23 protein-coding genes and 1 riboswitch are annotated in these 25022 nt (G+C 69.8%); of the genes, 11 read left to right on the top strand and 12 right to left on the bottom strand.

The genetic code is table 11. The features are described 5' to 3' along the window. Nucleotides 1-86 precede the first annotated feature (86 nt). A complete protein-coding gene (locus ACIBU0_RS20325; protein WP_398820042.1) occupies nucleotides 87-1025 on the bottom strand; it encodes a M56 family metallopeptidase in 939 nt (312 codons plus the stop codon). A gap of 320 nt (nucleotides 1026-1345) precedes the next feature. Next, a complete protein-coding gene (fahA, locus tag ACIBU0_RS20330) occupies nucleotides 1346-2566 on the bottom strand; it encodes a fumarylacetoacetase (protein WP_398820045.1) in 1221 nt (406 codons plus the stop codon). 175 nt (nucleotides 2567-2741) lie between these two features. Here fahA and ACIBU0_RS20335 point away from each other — a divergent pair, with 175 nt between their 5' ends. After that, on the top strand, nucleotides 2742-3203 hold the full coding sequence (locus tag ACIBU0_RS20335; RefSeq protein WP_398820837.1) for a carboxymuconolactone decarboxylase family protein: 462 nt from the start codon (nucleotides 2742-2744) through the stop codon (nucleotides 3201-3203). A gap of 168 nt (nucleotides 3204-3371) precedes the next feature. After that, nucleotides 3372-4202 carry an HAD family hydrolase gene (locus tag ACIBU0_RS20340; RefSeq protein WP_398820047.1) on the top strand — a complete coding sequence of 277 codons (831 nt, stop codon included), beginning with the start codon at nucleotides 3372-3374 and terminating at the stop codon, nucleotides 4200-4202. A gap of 60 nt (nucleotides 4203-4262) precedes the next feature. Here the strand turns inward: ACIBU0_RS20340 and ACIBU0_RS20345 are convergent, their stop codons facing one another. Continuing rightward, nucleotides 4263-4994 (bottom strand): transglycosylase SLT domain-containing protein, encoded by a 732-nt coding sequence (locus ACIBU0_RS20345; RefSeq protein ID WP_398820050.1) that lies wholly within the window; start codon nucleotides 4992-4994, stop codon nucleotides 4263-4265. Between the two features lie 5 nt (nucleotides 4995-4999). Further along, a riboswitch (cyclic di-AMP (ydaO/yuaA leader) is annotated at nucleotides 5000-5183 on the bottom strand. A 985-nt stretch (nucleotides 5184-6168) separates the two neighbouring features. Here ACIBU0_RS20345 and ACIBU0_RS20350 point away from each other — a divergent pair. The 5 genes from ACIBU0_RS20350 to ACIBU0_RS20370 all read left to right on the top strand — a co-directional run bounded on the left by ACIBU0_RS20350 (nucleotide 6169) and on the right by ACIBU0_RS20370 (nucleotide 12182). Next, nucleotides 6169-7179, top strand: coding sequence for a polyprenyl synthetase family protein (locus ACIBU0_RS20350; protein WP_398820053.1), 1011 nt, complete (start codon nucleotides 6169-6171; stop codon nucleotides 7177-7179). Nucleotides 7180-7487: 308 nt separating this feature from the next. After that, nucleotides 7488-8537 (top strand): CHRD domain-containing protein, encoded by a 1050-nt coding sequence (locus ACIBU0_RS20355; RefSeq protein WP_398820056.1) that lies wholly within the window; start codon nucleotides 7488-7490, stop codon nucleotides 8535-8537. A 300-nt stretch (nucleotides 8538-8837) separates the two neighbouring features. Next, entirely contained in the window at nucleotides 8838-10109 is a 1272-nt protein-coding gene (locus tag ACIBU0_RS20360; protein ID WP_398820058.1) for an outer membrane lipoprotein carrier protein LolA, read from the top strand. Nucleotides 10110-10165: 56 nt separating this feature from the next. Continuing rightward, nucleotides 10166-11284, top strand: coding sequence for an ABC transporter ATP-binding protein (locus tag ACIBU0_RS20365; RefSeq protein ID WP_398820061.1), 1119 nt, complete (start codon nucleotides 10166-10168; stop codon nucleotides 11282-11284). Then, nucleotides 11271-12182: an ABC transporter permease gene (locus ACIBU0_RS20370; RefSeq protein WP_398820064.1), complete on the top strand. Its 912-nt coding sequence runs from the start codon at nucleotides 11271-11273 to the stop codon at nucleotides 12180-12182. The genes ACIBU0_RS20365 and ACIBU0_RS20370 overlap by 14 nt, the downstream gene beginning before the upstream one ends. Before the next feature lie 11 nt (nucleotides 12183-12193). Here ACIBU0_RS20370 and ACIBU0_RS20375 read toward each other — a convergent pair whose 3' ends face one another. From ACIBU0_RS20375 to ACIBU0_RS20385, 3 genes are all read right to left on the bottom strand, one after another. Further along, complete coding sequence (locus ACIBU0_RS20375; protein ID WP_398820067.1) at nucleotides 12194-12778, bottom strand: flavodoxin family protein; 585 nt, start codon at nucleotides 12776-12778, stop codon at nucleotides 12194-12196. A 69-nt stretch (nucleotides 12779-12847) separates the two neighbouring features. Continuing rightward, nucleotides 12848-14116, bottom strand: a complete 1269-nt coding sequence (locus ACIBU0_RS20380) for an amidase (protein WP_398820069.1) — start codon at nucleotides 14114-14116, stop codon at nucleotides 12848-12850. Between the two features lie 56 nt (nucleotides 14117-14172). Next, complete coding sequence (locus tag ACIBU0_RS20385) at nucleotides 14173-14697, bottom strand: DUF6668 family protein (protein ID WP_398820072.1); 525 nt, start codon at nucleotides 14695-14697, stop codon at nucleotides 14173-14175. A gap of 282 nt (nucleotides 14698-14979) precedes the next feature. Here ACIBU0_RS20385 and ACIBU0_RS20390 point away from each other — a divergent pair, with 282 nt between their 5' ends. Further along, nucleotides 14980-16299 (top strand): tetratricopeptide repeat protein, encoded by a 1320-nt coding sequence (locus tag ACIBU0_RS20390; RefSeq protein WP_398820074.1) that lies wholly within the window; start codon nucleotides 14980-14982, stop codon nucleotides 16297-16299. Between the two features lie 41 nt (nucleotides 16300-16340). On the opposite strand, the gene ACIBU0_RS20395 is transcribed toward ACIBU0_RS20390, so the two are convergent. The 4 genes from ACIBU0_RS20395 to ACIBU0_RS20410 form a co-directional block, all read right to left on the bottom strand. Next, nucleotides 16341-17291, bottom strand: a complete 951-nt coding sequence (locus ACIBU0_RS20395) for a M28 family metallopeptidase (RefSeq protein ID WP_398820077.1) — start codon at nucleotides 17289-17291, stop codon at nucleotides 16341-16343. Nucleotides 17292-17518: 227 nt separating this feature from the next. After that, nucleotides 17519-17995 (bottom strand): VOC family protein, encoded by a 477-nt coding sequence (locus ACIBU0_RS20400; RefSeq protein ID WP_398820080.1) that lies wholly within the window; start codon nucleotides 17993-17995, stop codon nucleotides 17519-17521. Between the two features lie 92 nt (nucleotides 17996-18087). Next, complete coding sequence (gene rarD / locus ACIBU0_RS20405) at nucleotides 18088-19041, bottom strand: EamA family transporter RarD (protein ID WP_398820083.1); 954 nt, start codon at nucleotides 19039-19041, stop codon at nucleotides 18088-18090. 142 nt (nucleotides 19042-19183) lie between these two features. Beyond that, nucleotides 19184-20038, bottom strand: coding sequence for an SDR family oxidoreductase (locus ACIBU0_RS20410; protein WP_398820086.1), 855 nt, complete (start codon nucleotides 20036-20038; stop codon nucleotides 19184-19186). Between the two features lie 90 nt (nucleotides 20039-20128). Here ACIBU0_RS20410 and ACIBU0_RS20415 point away from each other — a divergent pair, with 90 nt between their 5' ends. The 3 genes from ACIBU0_RS20415 to ACIBU0_RS20425 all read left to right on the top strand — a co-directional run bounded on the left by ACIBU0_RS20415 (nucleotide 20129) and on the right by ACIBU0_RS20425 (nucleotide 21800). After that, a complete protein-coding gene (locus ACIBU0_RS20415; RefSeq protein WP_398820089.1) occupies nucleotides 20129-20572 on the top strand; it encodes a winged helix-turn-helix transcriptional regulator in 444 nt (147 codons plus the stop codon). A 227-nt stretch (nucleotides 20573-20799) separates the two neighbouring features. After that, nucleotides 20800-21363 (top strand): DUF6082 family protein, encoded by a 564-nt coding sequence (locus tag ACIBU0_RS20420; protein WP_398820092.1) that lies wholly within the window; start codon nucleotides 20800-20802, stop codon nucleotides 21361-21363. 176 nt (nucleotides 21364-21539) lie between these two features. Then, nucleotides 21540-21800 carry a hypothetical protein gene (locus tag ACIBU0_RS20425; protein WP_398820094.1) on the top strand — a complete coding sequence of 87 codons (261 nt, stop codon included), beginning with the start codon at nucleotides 21540-21542 and terminating at the stop codon, nucleotides 21798-21800. Between the two features lie 60 nt (nucleotides 21801-21860). Here ACIBU0_RS20425 and ACIBU0_RS20430 read toward each other — a convergent pair whose 3' ends face one another. Next, complete coding sequence (locus tag ACIBU0_RS20430) at nucleotides 21861-22940, bottom strand: 2-oxoacid:ferredoxin oxidoreductase subunit beta (RefSeq protein ID WP_398820097.1); 1080 nt, start codon at nucleotides 22938-22940, stop codon at nucleotides 21861-21863. Then, entirely contained in the window at nucleotides 22933-24861 is a 1929-nt protein-coding gene (locus ACIBU0_RS20435; RefSeq protein ID WP_398820099.1) for a 2-oxoacid:acceptor oxidoreductase subunit alpha, read from the bottom strand. The genes ACIBU0_RS20430 and ACIBU0_RS20435 overlap by 8 nt, the downstream gene beginning before the upstream one ends. Nucleotides 24862-25022: the final 161 nt, after the last annotated feature.

Here is a 25022-nt window from a genome sequence, read left to right on the forward strand (position 1 = left end):
AGGGGCGCGGGGCTGTACCGATATGCGGCTCCGCGGCGGGGGCGCGACCAGACCTGACCGGCCCGCAGCCGAAGGGCCGACGCCGCCTACGCCAACGCACTCAGCCCCGGCCCGAAAACGATCAGTAGCGGCAGCAACGGCACCAGCGATGCCACCGCCGTCGTCATGGCCCTGTGCCGGCGGCCCAGACGCGGCGGCGGCTCCAGGAGCCGATCCACCCGCTCGCCCAGAAGGCGGTGGCTGTTGGCGCAGGACAGGACGCCGCGGTGCTGGTTGAGCTCGATCAGGGCCAGGGCCGTCGTCAGGTGACCGCAGCGGCGGGAAGCGGTGTCGTCGGCGGCCAGTTCGACCAGGCGGTGGGTCTGGTCGCAGAAGTGGGCGAACAACGGGATGCGGGGGAAACCGGTGGCAAGCGCGGTGGAGAGGTGCAGCAGCCAGTCGTGGCGGGCCTGGGCGTGGCCACGTTCGTGGGTGAGGACGGCGTCGAGCTGGTGGTCGGTCAGGCGGTGCACGGCGCCCGTGGTGACGATCAACTGCGGCGGGCTGCCGGGCATCCACCAGGCGTCCGGATACTCGTCCTCCAGCACCAGCAGCGGGCCGCGTGCCGAGCCCAGGCCGGCGGGCAGGTCGGGGGCGCGTTCGCGCAGATGGGCCCTGGCCCGGCCGCGTCGCCGACGTGCCTCGACTAGTTCGCGGGCCAGCATCGCGGTCGTCCAGGCGGCACCACCGGCCAGCAGCACGGTGAGCGCGGCCGCCCAGGCGGGCGCGGCCGAGAGGTCGTACGCCTCGGTCACCGAGGGCGGCGCGGGAGCGAAGAGCTGGGTGCGTACCGTGCTGAAGACGGCGGCGGTGCCCAGGGCCAGTGCCGTCAGGCAGCACAGCAGGACGGTGGCGACCAGGCACTGCCACACCCAGAGCGCGACGACGGGTTCCCGTTCGGGCCAGTCGGCGCGGGTCAGCGCTCGCGGCACGGGTACGGCGGCCGTCAGGGCGACGATGCTCAACAGGAGCAGGCAGACGGTCATGCCAAGGGCTCCGGATCCTGGTCAGGGAGCGTGCGGGGGCGGCTGTGCGAGGCGGTGGGCCGCGACGACCGGGTGCGGCTCGCTTCCCACCGCCAGCCAGTATGACGGTGACCATCGCAGGAGTCAGGGGGAAAGACTCGCCGAATGCGTTGTCCGGGGCCGATCACCTACCCGTCCGGCCCCCCGTGCCGCGGCCGCGAACCGGCGGGCGGGAGCCGGTGGTTGGGCCGGGTGACCGGTCCCGGGTCGGGTGACCGGTCCCGGTCGGATCGAGGTGTCCGGAAGTCGCAGGGGCCGGGATCGGCTCTCGGCCCTCCGGCTCACTCAGCCGCGACCCGCCCCGTGACCTCGCCCAGGCCCACCCGGACCCCGCCCGGGCCCGGAGCCCAGGCGGACAGGGTCACGACGTCGCCGTCCTCCAGGAACGTCCGCTTGCCGTCCGGGAGTTCAAGAGGGTCGCGGCCGTTCCACGTCAGCTCCAGCAGTGATCCGCGCTCGCGTTCGGTCGGGCCGCTGACGGTGCCCGAGCCGTACAGGTCGCCGGTGCGCAGGGAGGCGCCGTTCACGGTCATGTGGGCGAGTTGCTGGGCGGCCGTCCAGTACATGGTGGAGAAGGGAGGTTCGGAGACGACGTGGCCGTTGATGGCCACCGAGATGCGCAGGTCGTAGCCGCCGGGTTCGGTTTCGGGGCCGGAGTCGTCGAGGTACGGCAGCAGGGGGTGCGTTCGCTCCGGCGGGGTCACCTGGGCCGCCTCCAGCGCGTCCAGCGGGGTGATCCACGCCGACACCGACGTGGCGAAGGACTTGCCGAGGAACGGGCCGAGGGGGACGTACTCCCAGGCCTGGATGTCGCGGGCCGACCAGTCGTTGAGCAGGCACAGGCCGAAGACGTGTTCGCGGAAGTCGCCCAGCGCCACCGGTTCGCCCATCTGCGACGGTGTGCCGACCACGAAGCCGACCTCGGCCTCGATGTCCAGGCGTACGGAGGGGCCGAAGACCGGCGCCGGGTCAGTGGGGGCCTTGCGCTGGCCGGACGGCCGTACGACATCCGTGCCGGAGACGACGACCGTGCCCGAGCGGCCGTGGTAACCGATCGGCAGGTGCTTCCAGTTGGGGGTCAGGGCGTCCGCGGCGTCCGGGCGGAAGATCTGGCCGACGTTGCGGGCGTGGTTCTCGGAGGCGTAGAAGTCGACGTAGTCCGCGACCTCGAAGGGGAGGTGCAGGGTCACGGAGGACAGCGGATGGAGGAGGTCCGCGATGGCCTCCTGGTGCGCCGGCACCGTCACCCACGCTGTCAGGGCGCGCCGCACGTCCGACCAGGTGGTGCGGCCCGCGGCGAGCAGCGGGTTGAGGGAGTCCTGGGCGAGCAGTGGGGCGTACGGCGAGCCGAGCGTGTGGGCCGCCTTGCCCGCGTCGAGGACGTGGTCGCCGAGCCGGACGCCGACCCTGCGAGCGGAGTCCGAGCCGGGGAGGGAGAAGACGCCGTAGGGAAGGTTGTGCGCGCCGAAGGGGTCGCCCTCGGGGAGATCGAAGGGGGGCATGGGGTGCTGCCTCACTCTCATCCGCTCCGTGTCCATGTGGTCGGGCCACACGTTACGGCCTCCGAAAAAGATCTTCGGTGTGCCGGTCACAACTGCTTCCTTGGTTCCGTCAGTGCAGTGAAGACGGAAGCGCGGACAACGGACACAGGAGGCACGAACCATGCAGGCACGAACCATGCAGGCACGGATGACCAACCCGGCGTACATCCTCTCCGGCGCGGGGAAGGGGATCGGTACCCTCCTGCAGGCCATCGGTGAGGGCGGCCTGGATCAGGAGCTCGCCGAGATCGTCGGGCTGCGTGCCAGCCAGATCAACGGGTGCGGTGCCTGTGTGCACGGCCATGCGGGCAACCTGCGCAAAGCAGGGGTGAGCGAGGAGCGGATCGACGCCGTCTCCGCCTGGCGTGAGGCGCCCTGGTTCACCGACGCCGAGCGGGCCGCGCTGCAGCTGACCGAGGCGATGACGAGGCTCGCGGACCGTTCGCACGAGTCGGTGCCGGACGCGCTCTGGGACGAAGTGGCCGACCACTTCGACGAGAAGGAGCTGTCGGCGCTGATCCTCACCATCGCCGTCATCAACATGTTCAACCGAATCAACACCACCATCAAGGAGCCCGCAGGCACCACGTGGGGGTGAAATCGCAACAAGTGGAGGCCAGTTGTCGCCCGAAAGCACAAAGGCGGACAGGACTGGAAGCAGAAGCGGAACCAGCACGGCAACCGGAACAGGTGTCAACACATGTGAACGCAGCAGCCGTCCGGTTCGCGTCGAGTCGATGGGGCGTCCTGTCCGTATTCTCTGATCATGGCCGCACCTATCGCATATTCACTCATCGCCACTGACCTGGACGGGACGCTGCTCCGAGGCGACGACACGCTCTCGGACCGGTCCATCGACGCACTCGCGCTGGTGGCGGCGGCCGGTGCCCAGCACCTCGTCGTGACGGGGCGGCCGGCACCCAGAGTGCGGCCGCTCCTCGACGAACTGGGCAGCGGGGGGCTCGCGGTGTGCGGACAGGGCGCGCAGTTGTACGACGCCGGCGCGGACGGTCTGCTGTGGTCCGTCACCCTGGACCGGGAGTTGGCGGAGACCGCGCTCGGCAAGATCGAGGCAGAGGTCGGGCAGGTGTACGCGGCCGTCGACCAGGACGGTGTCGACGGGCTCACGCTCATCGAGCCCGGGTACCTGATGCCCCACCCCACCCTGCCCGCCGTACGTGTCCGGCACCGCGACGACCTGTGGTGCGAGCCGATCAGCAAGGTACTGCTGCGTCATCCCAGCCTGTCGGACGACGAGTTGGCGGCGACGGCGCGTTCGGTGGTCGGCTCCCTCGCCACCGTCACCATGTCGGGGCCCGGGACCGTCGAACTCCAGCCATGCGGCATCACCAAGGCGACCGGTCTCGCGCTCGCCGCCGAACATCTCGGTCTCGGCCCGCAGGAGACCATCGCCTTCGGTGACATGCCCAACGACATCCCCATGTTCGACTGGGCCGCCCGCGGGGTCGCCATGGCCAACGCCCATCCCGAACTCAAGGCGGTCGCCGACGAGATCACCCTGTCGAACGAGGACGACGGCATCGCCGTCGTCCTCGAGAGACTGTTCATGGGCAGTATGGCCGATTTCGGCCACTAAGGGCCTTTTGGACGGAAAGGCTGGTTCTTCGGGTACTTGGGCTGTTGGCCCGATGTCGGCCTAGTAGGGGCCGTTCACGTTGTCGATCGAGCCGTACCGCGCGGCCGCGTAGTTGCAAGCGGCCACGATGTTCGCGACCGGGTCGAACGGGTCGTACACCGTGCCCGGTACGTGGTAGGCGGCGAACGTCGGGTCGATGACCTGCAGGAGGCCCTTGGACGGAGTGCCCGCGGCGGCGTTGGAGTCCCAGCCGTTCATGGCGGTGGGGTTGCCGGACGACTCGCGCATGACATTGCGGTAAATACCGTCGTAAGACCCGGGAATTCCGTTCTGGGACATGATGTCCAGTGCGTTACGGATCCAGCCGTCCAGGTTGTTCGGGTACGTCTTCACGGAGGACTGGGTGGCGTGGGCCACGGACGACTTCTTGACGGGCGCGGAAGCCTTGCCGGCCGTCGTGCTCGCCTTCTTCGTCGCCCGGACCTTCAGGTCGAGGCCCGGGTGGATCAACCGGGGGTTGTCGCCGACGGCCTTGCGGTTGTCCTTGTAGAGCTGTCGCCAGCCGCCCTGTGCGTCGTAGCGGTCCGCGATCCCGTAGAGCGAGTCGCCCTTCTTCGTGGTGTACGTGATGGAGCCGGTCTTCGCCACGGCGGGGGCCTGGGCGGGCTCTGCGGCGCCCGCGGTGGTCGCGCTCAGGAGCGGGAGGGCGAGAGCGGCGGTGCCGGTTCCGGCGGCGACGACGTGTCGGGTGAGCGGGTTGGTGCGGGGGCGGCGGTGCTTGCCTCGGGCCATGGCGCTGTTCCTCTCCGACGCCTGCGAGGTGAGCTGTCGGGTTCGGGCGGGAGATGCCCGGCCGCGCCGCCCTGCGGCAGCGCGACTTCACCCCGAGCCGCGCCGGTGCGCCATCAAGGCGGCCGGTTCGGCGACTTACCTGGGTCCCCCGCTCCTGCCGTGCGTGTGTGAGTGCGTCGGTGGATGACTCGGGCGGCGGCAGGATTCGGCGTCCGCCCGGCTGAGCGGGAACGTATGCGAGAGCACATGCCCGGAACAAGTGCCAACGTCGCCTGTCGTGCCGGTTGACCATGGTCTGGTGGGTATGGGGTGCTTGATCCTTTGCGGTTGCCAAGACTCAACTTGCGTTTGAGGTAAGGGGAGACGGGATGTGCCACGTGGGAGGCGTGGGGGTGGTCGCGTGACTCAACTCACTTGCATCCACAAGAGTGGCAAATCGGGCAATGAGTCCAACTCGCCGTTAAATGGCTGTCCGTAGAGTCCGTTTCTCCCGTGTGGGGCGGAAAGGCTCCTCTTTGTGTCGCTTGCGGGTCACCCCGCCCGGGAGTGCCCAACGCCCCCGCGTTCTCGCTCACTTCGAAGGCGAAGTGCGTCGATGGCGCATGTCGGCCGCGAAGGATGGAACCTCTCGCGGAGTGCGCGTCGTTGTCATGGTGATCGTCCGTGGCGCCGGCTACCGGCCGCGGTCATCGCGGTCATCGCGGTGATCGCAGTGATCGTGGTGATCGCGGTGAGTGGCTCGAGTGTGAGGGGTGCGGTCTGGTGAGGTGGCGAGGCCGCATCGGAAGGGGACTACGGCTGGCCGTCGCGGCTCCTGGTGGCATGCCCATGTCGCCCGAACGGGTGTGTCCGCGAGATGTGGCTGGAGGGTGCGGGCGAGCGTGCCTCTGGGCCGGTCGGGGGAGGTGCGGATGTCGCGGGGCGGAGGGTCGCTGCCTGGCTCGATGATGACGTCGAGTCGGGATACAGGCGGGTACTTCCCTATAAGTCGATGGATGTCCGGCCTTATCAGGTGATCAAAAACATACCGGTCGTGATCCGATACCGCCCGTGGTGGACGGGTGGGCGGCATCGGTGATCGAAACGTGACCGGATACGCTGACTTGAGTGATGGCAGCGACCTATCGACAAACCGTGTAACCGCCAGTAGACACCAGCAGACAGGAGACCCCTCGTGACCGTCGTCGGGCCGTTCGGGCTGAGCGTGCGGGACCAGGCTCTGGAAGCCGATGTCCAGGCCGGATTGGCGGCTGTCGAGGAGGGATTGCTCGAAGCCACCAAGAGTGAGGTCCCCTTCATCACCGAGGCCGCCCAGCACCTGGTGCGAGCGGGCGGAAAGCGGTTCCGGCCGTTGCTCGTGATGCTCGCGGCCCAGTTCGGGGACCCGTATGCGCCGGGGGTCGTGCCGTCGGCGGTGGTGGTGGAGCTGACCCATCTGGCGACGCTGTACCACGACGACGTGATGGACGAGGCTGCGGTGCGGCGCGGTGTCGAGAGCGCCAACGCCCGCTGGGGTAACTCGGTCGCCGTCCTGACCGGGGATTTCCTCTTCGCGCGGGCCTCGCACATCCTCGCCGACCTCGGGCCGGAGGCGGTGCGGGTGCAGGCCGAGGCGTTCGAGCGGCTGGTCACCGGGCAGATCCTGGAGACGGCGGGACCGCAGGACGGGCGGGATCCCGTGGAGCACTACCTGGACGTGCTGAGCGGGAAGACCGGGTCGCTGGTGGCGGTGTCGTGCCGGTTCGGGGCGATGATGTCGGGCGCCGACGAGACGGTGGTCGATGTGCTGACCCAGTACGGGGAGCGGCTCGGGGTGGCCTTCCAGCTGGCGGATGACGTGCTGGACATCGCGAGTGACTCCCATGAGTCCGGGAAGACGCCGGGGACGGATCTCCGGGAGGGCATTCCTACGCTGCCGGTGCTGCGGTTGCGGGAGCGGGCCGAGCGGTTGGGGCTGGCGGAGGATGCCGCGCTGTGCGAGCTGCTGGACTCGGATCTGAGCGATGACGCGCGGCATGCGGAGGCGTTGGCTGCGTTGCGGGTGCATCCGGCGTTGGAGCAGGCTCGGCGGGACACGGTGCGGTATGCGGAGGATGCGCGGGCTGCGTTGGCGCCGTTGGCGGACATCGGTGCCAAGGCTGCGTTGATGGAGTTGTGCGACGCCGTGGTGCATCGGGCCGGGTGAGGGGGTTCGCCCCCGCCGCCCCTACCCGTCCCATCCTTGAAGGGGCTCCGCCCCTTCGACCCCGCCAGGGGGCTGCTGCCCCCTGGACCCCCGCTTCGGCCCCGAACGGGCCTCGTCCTCAAACGCCGGACGGGCTGAAAGACGTGGACCGGCGCCGAGAAGCGGAGCCTCCTACGCGTCTAAGCGTGGCATGTGATGCGCATCACAAGACTGGACTGAGTCCAAACTGAGATCGTCTCCGTATTCATGCCCAGAAGCTGACGCAGGGGGCGTCAGCTGCACTACGGGGAGACAACAGCATCATGGGCATGAAAACGACGTTTTCGAAGCGCCGTACGAGCCTGATCGTCACCGCTGTCGCGGTGGCCGCCGCCAGTGGGGTTGCCGCTGCGGTGATTCCTGCCTTTGCCGCCGGAGGCGACCGCGCTGACCACGCGGGTCATGCCGGAGGCGACGCGCAGGGGATCGTCAGCCGGAGTGGGGCCGCCAGTGGTGGGACCGTCAGTGGCGGCACCGAGGGAACCCTCCTCGCCGCAAGCCTTCGCGGAGCGAACGAGGTGCCCGTCACGGGTGGGCCCGCCGTGGGCGACAAGGACGGGGCCGCCCTGCAGTTCGTGAAGGTCAAGGGCGACAAGGTGTCCGTCGCCGTCACCTGGCGCGGCACTGGCAGGCCGACCGCCCTCCACATCCACCAGGGCGCCAAGGGCACCAATGGCGGCATCAAGGTCGACTTCGGTGGCCTCCTCGGCGAGAGCCAGAGCCAAGGCAAGGGCAAGGGCAACGGCCACAGCCTCACCGGCACCGTCACCGTGAAGGACTCCGCCCTTCTCAACGCCCTGAAGACCGACCCGAATTCGTTCTACGCCAACCTCCACACCGCCGAGTTCCCGGGCGGTGCCGTACGCGGCCAGCTCCACAAGGTCACCGTCGCCCGGTTCGACTTCCGCGACGCGCTCGACAACTTCCAGGCGTCCGTCATCAAGGGCAAGCAGATCTACGAGTGCAAGCCGGCCGAGGGCGGCGGGTACGCCTTCGCCCAGCGGGACGTCAGCGCCGTACTCGGCGGCCGTATCGCGCACTCCTTCGTCGCACCCAACTCCGGTACGCCGCAGTGGATCGCGCGGGACGGGAGCGCGGTGACGGGATCCGTCATCTCCAGGACCCCGAACGGGAACGGGAACATCCCCGAGCTCGATCTGAAGGCCACTCAGTCCGGCAAGCACCACGGCCTGCTCGCCGACACCGCCGAGATCCTGCGTCTGAACACCGTCGGCGGCGTGGCCCCGGCCGGCTCGTGCACGCCCGGCGCCGTCGTCGGCGTGCCGTACCAGGCCGACTACGTGTTCATCAACGGCTAGTCCGCGGCAGCCGCCCCCCTTGGCGGAGCCATCAGGCGGCGTCTCCCGCACCGACCCCTACGGGTCGGGGGAGGCGCCGCCCGCATGTGTCATACCGCAGGTGTACGTGGAGTTGGCTCCGGAGGTTGACGAATGTCCGTGACTTATTTGGTCAGATGGAAACCACGGAAATCACCACTCCTCACCGATTCGGGTGAGAATGGCGGCTCAGGGGTGGACGAGTGCGGGGTCGCGAGACTCGCGGGCGAGCAAACCAGAACGAGAAGGACAGCCGCCGCCGACCACGGAGGTAAGGCACACATGGCACCGTACGCATCCGACGACAGTACGACCGCCGCGGAGGGCGACGACCTGCGCGCGGGGCGGCGCAAGGCCGCGCGGTACGTCGTCCCGGTCGCGGTCGTGGGAGTCGCGGCGGCGACCATCGGGCTCGTCCCGGCGATCGCCGACTCCGGCGACCCGGACCTGCCGGAGATCACCGCGCAGCAACTCATCGAGAAGATCGCCCAGTCGGACGTACAGCAGATGTCCGGCACCTTCAAGATCACCACTGATCTGGGCCTGCCCGACCTGGGCGGTCTGGAGTCGAGCCTCGCCTCCGGCGCCATGGGGTCGGGGCCGGGATCGGGTGACGGATCGTCCGCCGATCCCTCGGCCAAGCTCACCGAGCTCGCGTCCGGCACGCACACTCTGCGCGTCGCCGCCGACGGCCCGGACCGGCAGAAGCTCTCCCTGCTGGAGAACGCCGCCGAGTACAGCCTCATCCACAACGGCAAGGACGTCTGGGGTTACGACAGCAAGTCGAACGAGGTCTTCCACGGCACCGCCGACGAGGCGAAGGGCGGGCAGGACAAGGAAGACGTTCCCGCCACGCCCAAGGACTTCGCCGAGGAGGCACTCAAGGCGGCCGACGACACCACGGCCGTCACCGTCGACGGCACGGCGCAGGTGGCCGGCCGGGACGCGTACCGGCTGCTCATCAAGCCGAAGCAGTCCGGGACCACGGTGGGTGCGATCACCGTGGCCGTGGACGCCGAGACCGGTATGCCACTGAAGTTCACGCTGACCCCGTCGAGCGGTGGTGCGGCCGTGGTCGACGCGGGCTTCACCCAGGTCAGCTTCGCCAAGCCGGCCGCCTCCACCTTCGACTTCACCCCGCCGAAGGGCGCGAAGGTCACCGAGGAGAGCAAGCTCGACGGGGCGCCTTCGGAGCACGGCTCCGCCAAGTCCGAGGACGAACTCCGCAAGGAGCTCGACAAGGAGTTCGGGGGCCTGAAGTCCGGGGACGGGCACGGCAAGGCGTCCGAGGGTGGCCCCGAGGTCATCGGTGAGGGCTGGAACTCCGTGGCCGTCTTCGACACCGGCGGCGAGGGCGTGCCCTCCGGCGGTGAGGTCGGCGGCGACCTGGGCGGCTTCCTCGACTCCCTGGGCGACAAGGTCAGCGGCAAGTTCGGCTCGGGCACGGTCTTCAAGACGCGCCTCATCAATGCCCTGATCACGGACGACGGCAAGGTCTACGTGGGCGCCGTCGACAAGGACGCGCTCGTGAAGGCGGCCAACTCGGGGAAGTGACCGACCCGGAGCCGACCTTCGCACACGCATCGTGAGTCGAGGAGCCTGAGGAGCGTATGGAGGAACTGCCCGCCGCGGAGGCCGACGAGGCCGGTCGCGCCGATCACGTCGGTATCGCCGGTCCCGCCGGTCACGCAGATCGGGCCGCTCAGGCGGACCATGGTCACCAGGCCGACCCAGCCGAGCAGGGCGCTCGGGCTGAGCAGGGCGCTCGGGCCGGCCGGGTCGGCCAGGTCGGCAACGGCGACACGGTGATCGCCACCCGCGCGCTCACCAAGCGCTACCGCGGCGGGCAGCTCGCCGTGGACGGTCTCGATCTGACCGTCCCGGCGGGCAGCGTCTTCGGCTTCCTCGGGCCGAACGGCTCCGGCAAGACCACCACCATCCGCATGCTGATGGGCCTCATCGAGCCCACCTCCGGTACCGCGCACGTACTCGGGCAGTCCATGCCCCGGACCGCGCGCACCGTACTGCCGCACGTCGGCGCGCTCATCGAGGGGCCCGCCCTGTACGGCTTCCTCTCCGGCCGCGACAACCTCCTCCGCTACGACGCAGCCGACCCGACCGCCGATCCGCGCACCCGGCGTGCCCGCGTCGCGGCCGCGCTGGACCGGGTGGGCCTGACGGCCGCCGCGGGCAAGAAGGCGAAGGCGTACTCGCTGGGCATGAAGCAGCGGCTGGGGCTCGCGGCCGCGCTGCTCCAGCCGCGCAGGCTCCTCGTCCTCGACGAGCCGACCAACGGCCTCGACCCGCAGGGCATGCGCGAGATCCGTTCTTTGATCAGGGAGTTGGCCTCCGACGGTACGACCGTCTTCCTCTCCTCGCACCTGCTCGACGAGATCGAGCAGGTGTGCACGCACGCGGCGGTGATGGCTCAGGGCCGGCTGATCACCCAAGGCGCGGTGGCGGAGCTGGCGGCCGGGATGCGCGGCCGGCTCGTCGTGACCACGCCCGACCCCTCGGACGCGGCCCGGGTGCTGAAGGAGCAGGGCGCGGGTGACATCGTCATCGCCGACGACAAGGTGACCGCGGAACCTCCGGATCGTGATCTCGCCGACGTCAACACGGCGTTGGTGACCGCCGGGGTCCGCGTCCGCGGCTTCGGCGTCGAACGGGCCTCCCTGGAGGACGCGTTCGTGGCGCTCACGGGGGAGGGTTTCGATGTCGCAGGTTGAGGCGCCGCAGGCTGAGGCAACCCGTGAACGCGGCCCGTTGACCCGTAGGCCGAACCCGTTGTGGACCTTCGGCCTCCTCCGCAGCGAACTGATCACCACGTTCCGACGCTGGCGCACCCTCGCGCTGCTCGGCGTCCTGGCCGCCGTACCGATCCTGGTCGGGATCGCCGTGAAGATCGAGACCGGCGACGGTTCGTCGGTGGGCGGCGGCGGCCCGCAGGGCGGCGGTCCGGCCTTCATCTCCCAGATCACCAACAACGGCCTCTTCCTGGTCTTCACCGCGCTGGCCGCGACGCTCCCGTTCTTCCTGCCGATGGCGATCGGCGTCATAGCGGGCGACGCGATAGCGGGCGAGGCGAACGCGGGCACCCTCCGCTATCTCCTCGTAGCCCCGGCCGGCCGCACCCGCCTGCTGCTCACCAAGTACGCGACCACGATGGCCTTCTGCCTGGTGGCCACCCTCGTGGTCGCGATCTCGGCCCTCACGGTCGGGGCACTGCTCTTCCCGCTCGGCGACCTGACGACGATCTCCGGCACCCGGATCAGCTTCGCCGAAGGCCTCGGGCGAGCCCTGCTGATCGCCCTGGTCGTCGCCGCGTCACTGATCGGGGTCGCGGCCCTCGGGCTGTTCGTCTCGACGCTGACCAACAGCGGCATCGCGGCGATGGCCACGACGGTCGGCCTGCTGATCACCGTCCAGATTCTCGACCAGATACCCCAGCTCCACGCCCTGCAGCCGTACTTCTTCTCCCACTACTGGCTGTCCTTCGCGGACCTCATGCGCGAACCGGTCTACTGGGACAACCTGGTCAAGAACCTGGGCATCCAGGGCCTCTACGCGGCGGTGTTCGGCTCGGCGGCATGGGCGAGGTTCACGGCGAAGGACGTCACGGCGTAGACCCGCAGGGCTCAGTCGGTCTCGTACGGGAAGCGCGCGAGTGATGCTTCCTGGGCGAAGAACGTCTTCGCGCGGGCGAGGGCCTCGGTGTCGTTCAGTACGTCACCGGGCTTGCTCCCGTTGCCGAGCAGCACGCCACCGAAGCGCATCCCCAGATAAGCGGCTGAGTTGTTGAGTGTGCCGACCAGCGGGTCGGCGACCTCCTGCTCCTCGTGGGCGAGTGCGGTGACGCCCCACAGAGTGCGCCCGGCCATGGTCGCCTTGAAGTCGACGCCGGGTGTGCGCAGCCAGCCCGACCAGTAGTCGAGGTAGCGCTTGACGTGGGCGGACACCGAGTACCAGTACAGCGGGGAGGCGATCACGACATCCGTCGCCGCGAGCGTGGCGTCGAGCAGCAGCGCCACGTTCCCCTCCGTCGGGCGCACATGGTCGCTGTCGTGCCGCAGGTCCTCGAAGTCGGGCAGCGGATGCGCGGCCAGGTCGATCCACTGCTGCTCGACACCCTCGGGCAGCTGCTCGGCAGCCCTGCGGGCCAGCAGCTCCGTGTTGCCGTCAGAGCGGCTGCTGCCGAGGACGAACAGAAAGCGACGGGTCATGGGTCCCCCAAACCGTCGGCCACAATAGTGGGTCGGATGGTCGGCGTACAGCAATTAATCGCTCATGCATTATATGCGTACGCATGCAGCTGGCCAAGGCCCGACCTCTCTCTCGATCGCCCCTGCCACGCCGAGCAGCAGCGACTCCGCTCCGTGGGCCGCCACCAGTTGGAGCCCGACCGGACAGCCGTCGGGGCCGAAGCCCGCCGGGATGCTGATCGCCGGATGCCCGCTCAGGTTGAACGCCCAGGTCAGCGCGGTGGAGTACCGGTCGCCGGGGCCTTCGTGGCCATGCGGTGGGGTGGGCGCGGTCGAGGTCAGTAGCAGTTCCGCGTCGGCGAAGAGGGCGTCCAGGAGGCTGTCGTTCGCGGCCCTGATGCGGTGAGCGAGGGCTGGGTCGGCGCCCGGGGTCCGCAGGGCGAGCCATGCGGAGGCGGGGTCGTCGAGGCGGAGGGTGGTGGTTGAGCGTACGAGCCGTATCGCGCCGGCTTCGGCGAGCCGTACGGCGGCGGAATGAGCGACGGCGACGATGTCCGGGTCGGGGGCGTCGAAGCCGAGGTCGGGGGACCATACGGCGGTCGGGGCGGCGTACTCGCCGGGCGTTGTCGCTGCGGTCGAACCGTGCGCTCGCGGCTCGCCATGTTCGCCGCACAGCCCGTCGGCACTCGGCCCGCGCCCCGGCACCGCTGCCCGGTACGGCCCCCGGTTGTACGCGCCCGACATCACACCCCAGTAAGCCGCCACGTCCCCCACGCACCGCGCCAGCACCCCCGGCGCCATGAGCCCCGTACGGTCGGCCGACGGCAACCGCCCGTTGCCCACCTTCAGCCCGACGACTCCGCACCACGCCGCCGGAATCCGTACCGAACCGGCCCCGTCGCTCCCGGTGGCGAGCGGCACGAGCCCCGCCGCCACCGCCGCCGCGGAACCGGCGGAGGAGCCGCCCGGCGTGCGGTCGTGCCGCCACGGGTTGACCGTACGGCCGTACCGGCCAAGGCCCCAGGTCTGCCAGGGAGTTCCGGGCCCCGGGACGGACGTCGCCCCCACCGGTACGCACCCCGCCGCGACCAGCGGACCCGCGGTGCGCAGACCGTTCCGCCCCTTCACCCCGATCGGCACGCCGGCCAACGGCAGCCGCTCACCCGCGCCCACTCGTGCGTCCACCTCGCGGGCCCGCTCAAGTGCCTCCTCGTCCCACACCTCGGTGAAGGCGCACAGGACGGGATCGGCGCGCCGGATCCGTTCGAGGGCGGCCGCGACGACGTCGACGGCGCGGAGGGCCCGCGCCCGTACCGCCGAGGCGATCTCCTCGGCCGACAGGGGGGCAGGGGTGCGCATCACCGACTCGGTCAGTTCCTCAAACCCTTCGCCCCGCAGTCCACTCGGCCCGTCCCTCAGCGAGCCCGCCCCGTCAGCCGCGTCAACGCATCGGTCTCCCGAGGCGGCTGTCCGCTCAGATCGCCGAGTCGCCACGCGGGGACCCACGGCACCCGGTACACGTCGATGACCGACTCGATCACCTTGACGCGCTCGGCGAGCGGTCGCGGAAGCCGCCCCGGCGCGTCCGCGACCAGGACGACGGCATCGAGGTCGAGCCCGTGCGGAGCCTCCCCGCGCCGGAAGACCTCAACGGTGCCCAGGGCGGCGGCCAGCCCGGCCGCATGGGTGCGGGCGACGAGCAGTACCGACGGCGGATCGGCGGGCCCGGGCCAGTTGCGTCCGCAGTCGTGGCCGCCGTAGACCGCGGCGAGCGTGGAGACACCGGCCCCGCCGTGCGTGCCGACCCAGGAGAAACGCCGGGGCGCGCCGCCGGCGGCGAGGGGCGGCGGCTCCTCGGGAAGGGCCACCGGCCCGCGGATCCAGATCTCCGGACCGGGCTGCGGCCGTCGCCCCTGCTGCACGTGCATGTCCGTGCGCATGCCCGCACACCTCCCTCGTCACGCCACCGATCTTCGCGTCAGGCATGAGAACGCTGTGACGTGGCACAAGCTCCTGGAACGAGTCTGTGACGTCACGGTGACGTCGGCGCCGCGCGCGGCCGGAGAGACTCGACAGTACATGTACGACGTGTCCGAATCACAGGTCCGGCCGGTACGGCCGGGCCTGTGACGCCGACGGGGCGGGCGGACGGCGGGAGGGAGCACCATGGGACCCGAACGCGCTGTCCGCGCATTCCCCGGCGCATGCGAGTAAGGGAAGCGATGTCTCGACTGAGCCGCGCGAAGAAGCGGGAACAGAAGCACGCCGCGGCCTCGGCGGCCTCCGTGGCCACGCCGATCGACGTGCGCGTCCCCGCCGTCGGCCCGGGCGCGGGCGGCGCGTCGATCGGCGGCGTACCCGTCAGCGCGGCCCCCGGCGAGGAGATCCAGCACGCCGTCCTGACCCACCTCCAGCGCATCGCCCTCGCCGTCGGCCATCCCGTGCACGCCACGGTCCACGACGAGCGCATCGGATACGTCGTCCCGCTGCGCGTGGACGCGGACGGCTCCAGCCAGTTCACGGCGGAGCCCGTGCGGACGGCTCCGCCGGGGGAGCAGCGGGTGTCACCCACATCTACCCCGGACGAGGCGCCGTACCAGGACAAACCCACGCATGTCCTACGACCCCTGCCGGGCTCGGAGCAGGACGCCTCGCCCACGTTCCGGATGCGTGCCCTGCCCGCGCCGGTGCAGGACGCCGTGCCCGGCACGGTCGCGCCGCCGCTGGGGGAGTTCGGCCCACCGCCCTCCATGGAGCCGAGGCCGCTGCCGGGCGCCGTACCGCGTGCCGACGTACGGCGAGGCGACGTACCGCGTGCCGACGTACGGCCAAGCGATGCACCGCATGCCGACGTACGGCCAAGCGACATGCGGCACACCGACGCACCGCAAGCCGTGGCCCCCCTCCTCCCCCCGAACCCCGACTCGGACCCTGCCCCCGGCCGTGACCGTGATCGTGACCTCGGCCTCCGCCCCGACGCCGACCCCGACCCGAAACCCACCCCACCCCGGGGCTTCGATGCCGTGGCCGAAGCCGTACTCGGGGACGCGCCGCCCGCCGGTACCGCCGACGCCTCCCCTTTCGACGGGCCGATGAGCCGGATCAACGAGGCCGTGAAGGCGGGGCGGACGGCGGAGGCGGCGGAGCTTGCGGAGCGGACCGTGGCGGAGGCGTCCGCGGTGCTCGGCCTGGAGCACGCCGAGGTGCTTCGGATGCGTGAACTCGCCGCGTACATCGCCTACTTGACGGGTGAGCCGGTGCACGCCTTCCGTCTCTCCCTGGACGTGGCCCGCACGCACCACCGCATCCGGGACGCGGAGGCGGCGTACGGCAGCCTCCAGAGCGCGGCCACGGCCTGGCGGGCCGTACGGGATCCGAAGCTGGGGCTCGACCTGGGCCGGGAGCTGCTCGGCCTGTGGACCGAGCTCACGGCCGAGGGCGGCCCGGCCGACGAGGACATCGAGGAGCTGGAGTCGGCCCGCGCGCGCATGGACCGCCTCGCCGCCCGAGCCGCCAAGTCGGCCGAACCGCCCAGGGGTTGAGTCAGGGAATCAGTCGTCTCACAGGTCAGGGGATCCGGGGATCACTCCGACAGCTCCCACACCGCGTACGCGACCGCGTCGCTGTTGCGGTCGAGTGCGGTGTCGTTGATGTTGGACGTGGTGTCGCAGGACGAGTGGTAGCAGCGGTCGAAGGCCCGCCCCGACGTACCGCCCCACTTGGCCACCTGAGCCGCGGTCTTCGTACGGCTCGCCCCGGTGAACAGCCCGCCCACCGGCACGCCCGCGCTCTTGAACGGCGCGTGGTCGGAGCGGCCGTCGCCCTCGGTCTCGATCTCGGTCGGGACGCCGAGGCCGGTGAAGTAGTCCTTGAACGTCTTCTCGATCGCGGGGTCGTCGTCATAGACGAAGTAGCCGGGGTTGGGTGAGCCGATCATGTCGAAGTTCAGGTAGCCGCTGATCTTCGCGCGGTTCGTGGCGGAGAGGTTGTTGACGTAGAAGCGGGAGCCGACGAGCCCCAGCTCCTCCGCGCCCCACCAGGCGAACCGCAGATGCTTGGTGGGCTGGTAGCCGGCCCGTGACACGGCGAGCGCGGTCTCCAGGACCGCCGCCGAGCCGGAGCCGTTGTCGTTGATGCCGGGGCCGGAGGAGACGCTGTCGAGGTGCGAGCCGGCCATGACGACCTGGTCGGTGTCGCCGCCGGGCCAGTCGGCGATCAGGTTGTAGCCGGTACGGCCGGAGGACGTGAACTGCTGGATGGTGGTGGTGTATCCGGCGGCGTCCAGCTTGGCCTTCACATAGTCGAGCGAGGCCTTGTAGCCGGGGCGGCCGTGGGCGCGGTTGCCGCCGTTCGCGGTGGCGATGGACTGGAACTGGGTGAGGTGGGCCTTGACGCTCGCTACGGGTATGTCGGGCGCGGCGGCGGCCTCGACGTCGGCCTCGGTTGCCGCGCCGGCTATGGAACCGCTGGTCAGCAACGTGGTGGCCGCGACTGCGGCGGCCGCCGACGTGCGCCAGGAGAAGGGGAGCTTCATGTGGGGGGCTCCGAATTCCAGGGGGACCCCATGGGGTGACCACAGGGATCCACAGTGAATGGGGTGCCTGGATGGTGGAGCTGTGCCTGACTCTCCGTCAAGGTCACTATCTGGACAGCGAGTTGAGGCAGGCGTTCAGACAGGGGGTTCAGGCGGGGAGTTGAGAAGGGAAGTCAGACAGGGAGAAGCGTGAGAAGCGCCTAGGGATAGGTTTGTCCCCGCGTGCCTCACTGCACGCAGAACTCGTTCCCCTCCGGATCCGCCATCACCACCCACTCCCCGCCCGGCTCCTTGACCTGCCGCAGCACGCTCGCGCCCAGCCCCTCCAGCCGCGCCACCTCGGCCTCACGCTCCCCGGTCGCCGCGTGCAGGTCGAGATGGAGCCGGTTCTTCACGCTCTTCGCCTCCGGCACCCGCTGGAACAGCAGCCGCCGCCCCAGCCCCGTCCCGCTGTCCTGGTCGTACGGGTCGTCCGGATGCCGTACGGCCACCAGATCCCGGAAGGCGAGTCGCGCGTGAAACTCGACGACGGCCTCGCGCGGCAGCGCGCCGAGCTCGAGGAGCCGCTCGATGAGGGCGTTGTTGTCCTCGACCTCGTAGCGCAGCGCGGCGGCCCAGAAGTCGGCCTGGGACTGCGGGTTGGCGCAGTCGATGACGAGCTTCCAGTGGAGGGGAGCCGGTGTGGTGCCGGGTGCCTGAGTCATGCGACCACTCATAGGGGGTGGGGGAGCGGGCCGCAACGGAGAATCGCCGGTCGGATGTACATCAGCCCGTCCGGGGGCGCCGGCCCCCCAGGTCAGGCGTCCACCGCAGCGGACGTCGGCTTCTCGGCCCGCGGCGCCTCGAACTCGGCCACCCTGCTCCTGCGCGCGGAGCGCCACGCGTCCGCCGTCAGCAGCGTCAACGCCAGCCACACCAGCGCGAACCCGGCCCACCTCTCGGCCGGCATCGCCTCGTGGAAGTACAGGACACCGAGCAGGAACTGGAAGACCGGCGCCAGGTACTGCAGCAGGCCCAGCGTCGACAGCGGCACCCGTATCGCGGCCGCGCCGAAGAACACCAGGGGCAGGGCGGTGACGGCGCCCGCGGCCGCGAGCAGCGAGGCGTGCCCGAGGCCCTCTGTCGTGAACGTCGACTCTCCGCGAGCCGTGAGCCATGCCAGGTATCCCACGGCGGGCAGGAACTGGATCGCGGTCTCCGCGGCCAGTGACTCGACCCCGCCGAGGTTGACCTTCTTCTTCACCAGTCCGTACGTGGCGAAGGAGAAGGCGAGGACGAGGGAGATCCACGGCGGCCGGCCGTACCCGACGGTCAGCACCACCACCGCCGCGAAGCCGACCCCCACCGCCACCCACTGCACGGGCCGCAGCCGTTCCTTGAGGAGCAGCACGCCCATGGCGATGGTCACGAGCGGGTTGATGAAGTACCCGAGCGAGGCCTCGACGACATGGCCCGAGTTGACGGCCCAGATGTAGACACCCCAGTTGACGGTGATCACACCCGCGGCCACGGTGACGAGCGCCAGTCGTCGCGGCTGCCGTATCAGCTCACCCGCCCAGGCCCAGCGCCGTACGACAACGAGTACGGCCGTCACGAAGACGAGGGACCAGGCCATTCGGTGGGCGAGGATCTCGACCGACCCGGCGGGCTGGAGCAGGGGCCAGAAGAGCGGAAAGAGCCCCCAGATCCCGTATGCGGCGAAGCCGTTCAGCAGTCCTATACGCCGCTCGCCCTTGGACGTCCCGGTCACGGCCCCTCCTTCGCACCACACCTGGCCGCGCTCAGATGACGGCCCGCACGAAGGTAACGCCGAATGCCCCCGCCTGTCATGCCCGTATCGCTATACGGTCATGACAGGCGGGGCGGACGGCTTGCGGGAGCCGCGGCGGAGCTCAGCCCTTGAGTGCGACCGTGATCGCGTCGGCGAGCGGAGTGGTCGGACGGCCGGTCAGGCGCGACAGGTCTCCGCTGTCGACGACCAACTCACCCTTCTCGACGGAGGCGTCCACACCGGCCAGGATCGCGGCGAGCGGCTCGGGCAGCCCGGCGCCGGTCAGGATGGCGGTGTAGGCCTCGACGGAGACGGGGTTGGCGGCGATCTCCTTGCCGGTCTGCCGGCTCAGCTCGGCGGCGTACTCGGCGAAGCTCCAGGCGACGTCGCCGCCCAGCTCGTACGTCTTGTTCTCGTGCCCCTCGCCGGTCAGTACGGCGACGGCGGCGGCCGCGTAGTCGGCGCGGGAGGCGGAGGAGACGCGGCCCTCGCCGGCGGCGTGGGTGACCGCGTTGAACTGCAGGACCGGGGCGAGGTTCTCCGTGTAGTTCTCGTGGTACCAGCCGTTGCGCAGCAGCGTGTACGGCAGGCCGGAGGCCAGGAGCGCCTTCTCCGTGCCCCGGTGGTCGTCGGCGAGGGCGGCCGACAGGCTGCCGGGGGCGCTGGTGTACGCGAGCAGGGCGACGCCGGCGGCCTTGGCGGCGTCGATGACGACCTGGTGCTGGCTGACCCGGCCCTTGTCGAACTCGTTGCCGGATACGAGCAGCACCTTGTCGCCGGCCGCGAACAGCCCGTCGAAGGTCTCGGGGGCGTTGTAGTCGGCGACAGCGAGCTTCACGCCGCGCTCGGCGAGGTCGGCGGCCTTCTCGGGGGTGCGGACGACGGCGGTGACCTGGTCGGCCGGAACCTTCTCCAGCAGCTGCTGCACGACGTGGCGGCCCAGGTGTCCGGTGGCTCCGGTGACGACGATGCTCATGATGTGTGACTCCTTGTGGGGTGCGTTGGCACTAACCCTAGGACTGGCGCTAACTCTGCGAAAGTACCCACTTTGAAGTAAGGTACTGGCATGGCCGTAAGTGAAGTGGTGCCGGTGACAGGCCCTGGGGCGTACTCGGCGACGGGCAAGTACGACGCCGGCGAGGAGATGTGCCCGTACCGCCTGGTCCTGGAGCACCTGACCAGCCGCTGGGGTGTCCTCGTCCTGATCGAGCTCCTGGAGCGCTCCTACCGCTTCAGCGAACTGCGCCGTGCGATCGGCCGGTGGGGAGGGCGGGGCGTCAGCGAGAAGATGCTCACCCAGACCCTCCAGACCCTGGAGCGCGACGGCCTTGTCCACCGCGACGCGAAGCCGGTGATCCCGCCGAGGGTCGACTACTCCCTGACCGAACTGGGCCGTGAGGCGGCGGAACAGGTGCGCGGGCTGGCGTTGTGGACCGAGAAGCGGATGGCGGAGGTGCAACAGGCGCGGGAGGTGTACGACGCGCGCAGGAGCGCCTCTGAGCAGGGATGACGTAGGAGTCGGGGTCCTGTCCGAAGGAATGCCGACGGCGCCTGGGGGCACACATATGTCAGGGCGTTGGTCGACATGCGAGACACGTCCTTCCATGCGCCCCCTCTCCGCTCCCACGCCGCCTCGAGCCGCCGGGCACGCTGGGTGCGGAGTGCTACGCCCACCGCGCACCCGCCCACGATCCGCCCTTCGGTGCGCGGTCACCGGATCCAGGGGGATTACTTGACATGGCCACACAGAACCCGGCCGAGGGGGCCAGCAGGATCGGTTCTGCGTTAGTGGCGGGACTCGGTCTGCTCCGAGCCCCGTTCGTGCGCGAGACGCGCCGCCGGCAGGAGGACATCCTGGCGCAGCTCCTTCGTCAGGTCACGCTCATGACCGAGGAGATCCACCGCGCGAATCTGATTCAGCACTACCGCCTCGTCGTCGATCAGCTGGACCGGGCGATCGACGACCCCGCCCTCGCCGCCGCCGTCAGTACGCTCACCGAGATCTCGGAGCGCAAGCGTCGCGCCATGCTCTACGCCAACAGGGAGTGGGGAATCGTGCTGCTCGCCCATCGCGTCGGCGCGATGGACTACGACGAACTGCTCGGCCATCTACGCGTCCTGTGCCGGAACAAGGTCTTCGCGGAGTACTGGGAGCGGACGGTCGAACACCGCCGGAGCCTGCCGATGGAGTCGCTGGAGGCGCGAGTCGGCAGGGCGGTGGACGCCATGATCGACGAGCTGGCCGATGATCCGGACGAATGGTGGATCGTCGGACCCGGTGCCGAAGCCTCGCCTCCATGATCGAACACTTTCCACTCGAAAGAGTGGTTTACGGGATGCGAGTCGCTCAGGATGGCACTAAAGCGGCCTGCTGCTGTCGAGACTTCCTGGGGGTCACCGTGACCCCAGGGCTCCGCAGTCGTTAATGACTGACCCTGTGAGATTCGGGGTCTCGCGGCCCCGAGAGGGGACCGCTCTTGGCGCGCATCGAGAATCAGCCCGCCCCCATCGTCCGACGCCTCGGGGACCCTCCGCGCAAACGGGGCAGCTACTCCGGCGAGACCTGCCCCGACCTCTTCGAACTGTCCGACGGCAACTTCGCGGTCATCGGTACCGAAGCCACCGCCGCCCTCGACCCGCACCTCCCCCCGGATGCCGCCCGGGCGGACTACGAGCGCATCGTGGTCATCACCAGGGACACGCTGATCCGCGCCAAGAAGGACATCCCAGACCTATGACGCCGAGGGCCTGGGTGCCGTACGACACCCAGGCCCTCCACGCGTGTTCGAAGGAGTCGGTCAGCCGACGACCGTCCAGGTGTCCCCACCCGCCAGCAACGCCGCCAGATCCCCCTTGCCGTTCTGCTCGATCGCCGAATCCAGCTGGTCGGCCATCTGGGTGTCGTACACCGGCCGGTCCACCGAGCGGAAGACGCCGATCGGGGTGTGGTGCAGGGTGTCCGGGTCGGCCAGGCGGGACAGCGCGAAGGCCGTGGTCGGGGACGCGGAGTGGGCGTCGTGGATGACGATCTGCGACTCGTTCTCCGCAGTCACCGTCACCACCTTCAGATCACCGGTCTGCGCGTCGCGCACGACGCCCCGCGACCTGTCCGCTCCGAAGCGGATCGGCTGCCCGTGCTCCAGGCGGATCACCGCCTCCTCGGCCTGCTGCTTGTCCTTGAGGACCTCGAAGGCGCCGTCGTTGAAGATGTTGCAGTTCTGGTAGATCTCGATCAGCGCCGTGCCCCGGTGCGCGGCCGCCTCGCGCAGCACCTGGGTGAGGTGCTTGCGGTCGGAGTCGATCGTGCGTGCCACGAAGGACGCCTCCGCGCCGATCGCCAGCGACACCGGGTTGAAGGGGGCGTCCAGCGAGCCCATCGGCGTCGACTTGGTGATCTTGCCGACCTCGGAGGTCGGGGAGTACTGGCCCTTCGTCAGGCCGTAGATCCGGTTGTTGAACAGCAGGATCTTGAGGTTGACGTTGCGGCGCAGGGCGTGGATCAGGTGGTTGCCGCCGATCGACAGCGCGTCACCGTCACCGGTCACCACCCACACCGACAGGTCCCGCCGCGACGATGCCAGCCCCGTCGCGATCGCGGGGGCGCGACCGTGGATGGAGTGCATGCCGTACGTGTTCATGTAGTACGGGAAGCGCGACGAACAGCCGATGCCCGAGACGAAGACGATGTTCTCCTTGGCCAGGCCCAGCTCCGGCATGAAGCCCTGTACCGCGGCGAGAATCGCGTAGTCACCGCAACCGGGGCACCAGCGCACTTCCTGATCGGACTTGAAGTCCTTCATGGACTGGCGGGCCTCGGCCTTGGGGACGAGCGAGAGCGCCTCGATCGTGCCCGTGCCTTCCGCGGACGTCTCAGGCATCGATGGCCTCCTTGAGAGCCTTGGCGAGCTGTTCCGCCTTGAACGGCATACCGTTGACCTGGTTGTACGAGTGGGCGTCCACCAGGTACTTCGCGCGGACCAGGGTGGCGAGCTGGCCGAGGTTCATCTCGGGGATCACCACCTTCTCGTAGCGTCCGAGTACCACGCCCAGGTTGCCCGGGAACGGGTTCAGGTGGCGCAAATGCGCCTGCGCGATGGACTCGCCGGCCTTGCGCAGGCGGCGGACCGCGGCCGTGATCGGCCCGTACGTCGATCCCCAGCCGAGCACCAGCGTCTTCGCCTCGTGCGGATCGTCGACCTCGAGATCCGGCACCTCGATGCCGTCGATCTTGGCCTGGCGGGTGCGGACCATGAAGTCGTGGTTGGCAGGGGCGTACGAGATGTTGCCCGTGCCGTCCTCCTTCTCGATGCCGCCGATCCGGTGCTCCAGGCCCGGCGTGCCCGGGATCGCCCACGGCCGGGCGAGGGTCTGCGGGTCGCGCTTGTACGGCCAGAAGACCTCGCTGCCGTCCTCGAGGGTGTGGTTCGGTCCCTGCGCGAACTGCACGGTCAGGTCCGGCAGCTCGTCCAGCTCCGGGATCCGCCAGGGCTCCGAGCCGTTGGCCAGGTAGCCGTCCGACAGCAGCATCACCGGCGTGCGGTACGTCAGCGCGATCCGCGCCGCCTCCAGGGCCGCGTCGAAGCAGTCGGCCGGGGTGCACGGGGCGATCACCGGGACCGGCGCCTCGCCGTTGCGGCCGTACATCGCCTGCAGCAGGTCCGCCTGCTCCGTCTTGGTCGGCAGTCCGGTCGACGGGCCGCCGCGCTGGATGTCCACGATCAGCAGCGGCAGCTCCAGCGACACGGCCAGCCCGATGGTCTCGGACTTCAGGGCCACGCCCGGGCCGGAGGTCGTGGTCACCGCGAGCGAGCCGCCGAATGCCGCGCCCAGCGCCGCGCCGATGCCCGCGATCTCGTCCTCGGCCTGGAAGGTCCGTACGCCGAAGTTCTTGTGCTTGCTCAGCTCGTGCAGGATGTCCGAGGCCGGGGTGATCGGGTACGAGCCCAGGAACAGCGGCAGGTCCGCCTGGCGAGACGCGGCGACCAGTCCGTAGGACAGTGCGAGGTTCCCGGAGATGTTCCGGTAGGTACCGACCGGGAAGGCCTTCGTGGCCGGGGCGATCTCGTAGGAGACGGCGAAGTCCTCGGTCGTCTCGCCGAAATTCCAGCCCGCGCGGAAGGCGGCGATGTTGGCGGCCGCGATGTCGGGCTTCTTGGCGAACTTCGACTTCAGGAACTTCTCGGTGCCCTCGGTCGGACGGTGATACATCCAGCTCAGCAGGCCCAGCGCGAACATGTTCTTGCTGCGCTCGGCCTCCTTGCGGGTGAGGTCGAACTCCTTCAGCGCCTCCACGGTCAGCGTCGTCAGCGGCACCGGGTGAAGGCTGTAGCCGTCGAGCGAACCGTCCTCCAGCGGCGAGGTCTCGTACCCCACCTTCTGCATCGCCCGTCTGGTGAACTCGTCCGTGTTGACGATGATCTCGGCGCCGCGCGGCAGATCGCCGATGTTGGCCTTCAGCGCCGCCGGGTTCATCGCGACCAGCACGTTCGGCGCGTCGCCCGGCGTCAGGATGTCGTGGTCGGCGAAGTGCAGCTGGAAGGAGGACACGCCCGGCAGGGTGCCGGCGGGGGCGCGGATCTCGGCCGGGAAGTTCGGCAGTGTCGACAGGTCGTTGCCGAAGGACGCCGTTTCGGAGGTGAAGCGGTCGCCGGTGAGCTGCATACCGTCGCCCGAGTCCCCCGCGAAACGAATGATCACCCGGTCCAGCCGGCGGACGTCCTTCGTCCCTGCCGGTTTGCGCTGCTCTCCCACGACGGCTTCGTCGGCCTGCTCCGCTGGGCTACTGACCTGGCTGGTCACTGAACTGGACCTCCCTCGAGGCGGCTGTCTGGGCATGGCCTTCCCACAAGCCTTCCCAGGATCAACCCTACGTCCGCAAAGGTCGCCCTCCCGGGGCCATTCGCATGACGGACATGATTTTGAGACGCTTCCCCGCCTTGACTTGTCATGATTTACACGCC

This window comes from Streptomyces sp. NPDC049627 (genome assembly GCF_044465645.1).
In the GTDB taxonomy this organism is placed as follows: Bacteria; Actinomycetota; Actinomycetes; order Streptomycetales; family Streptomycetaceae; genus Streptomyces.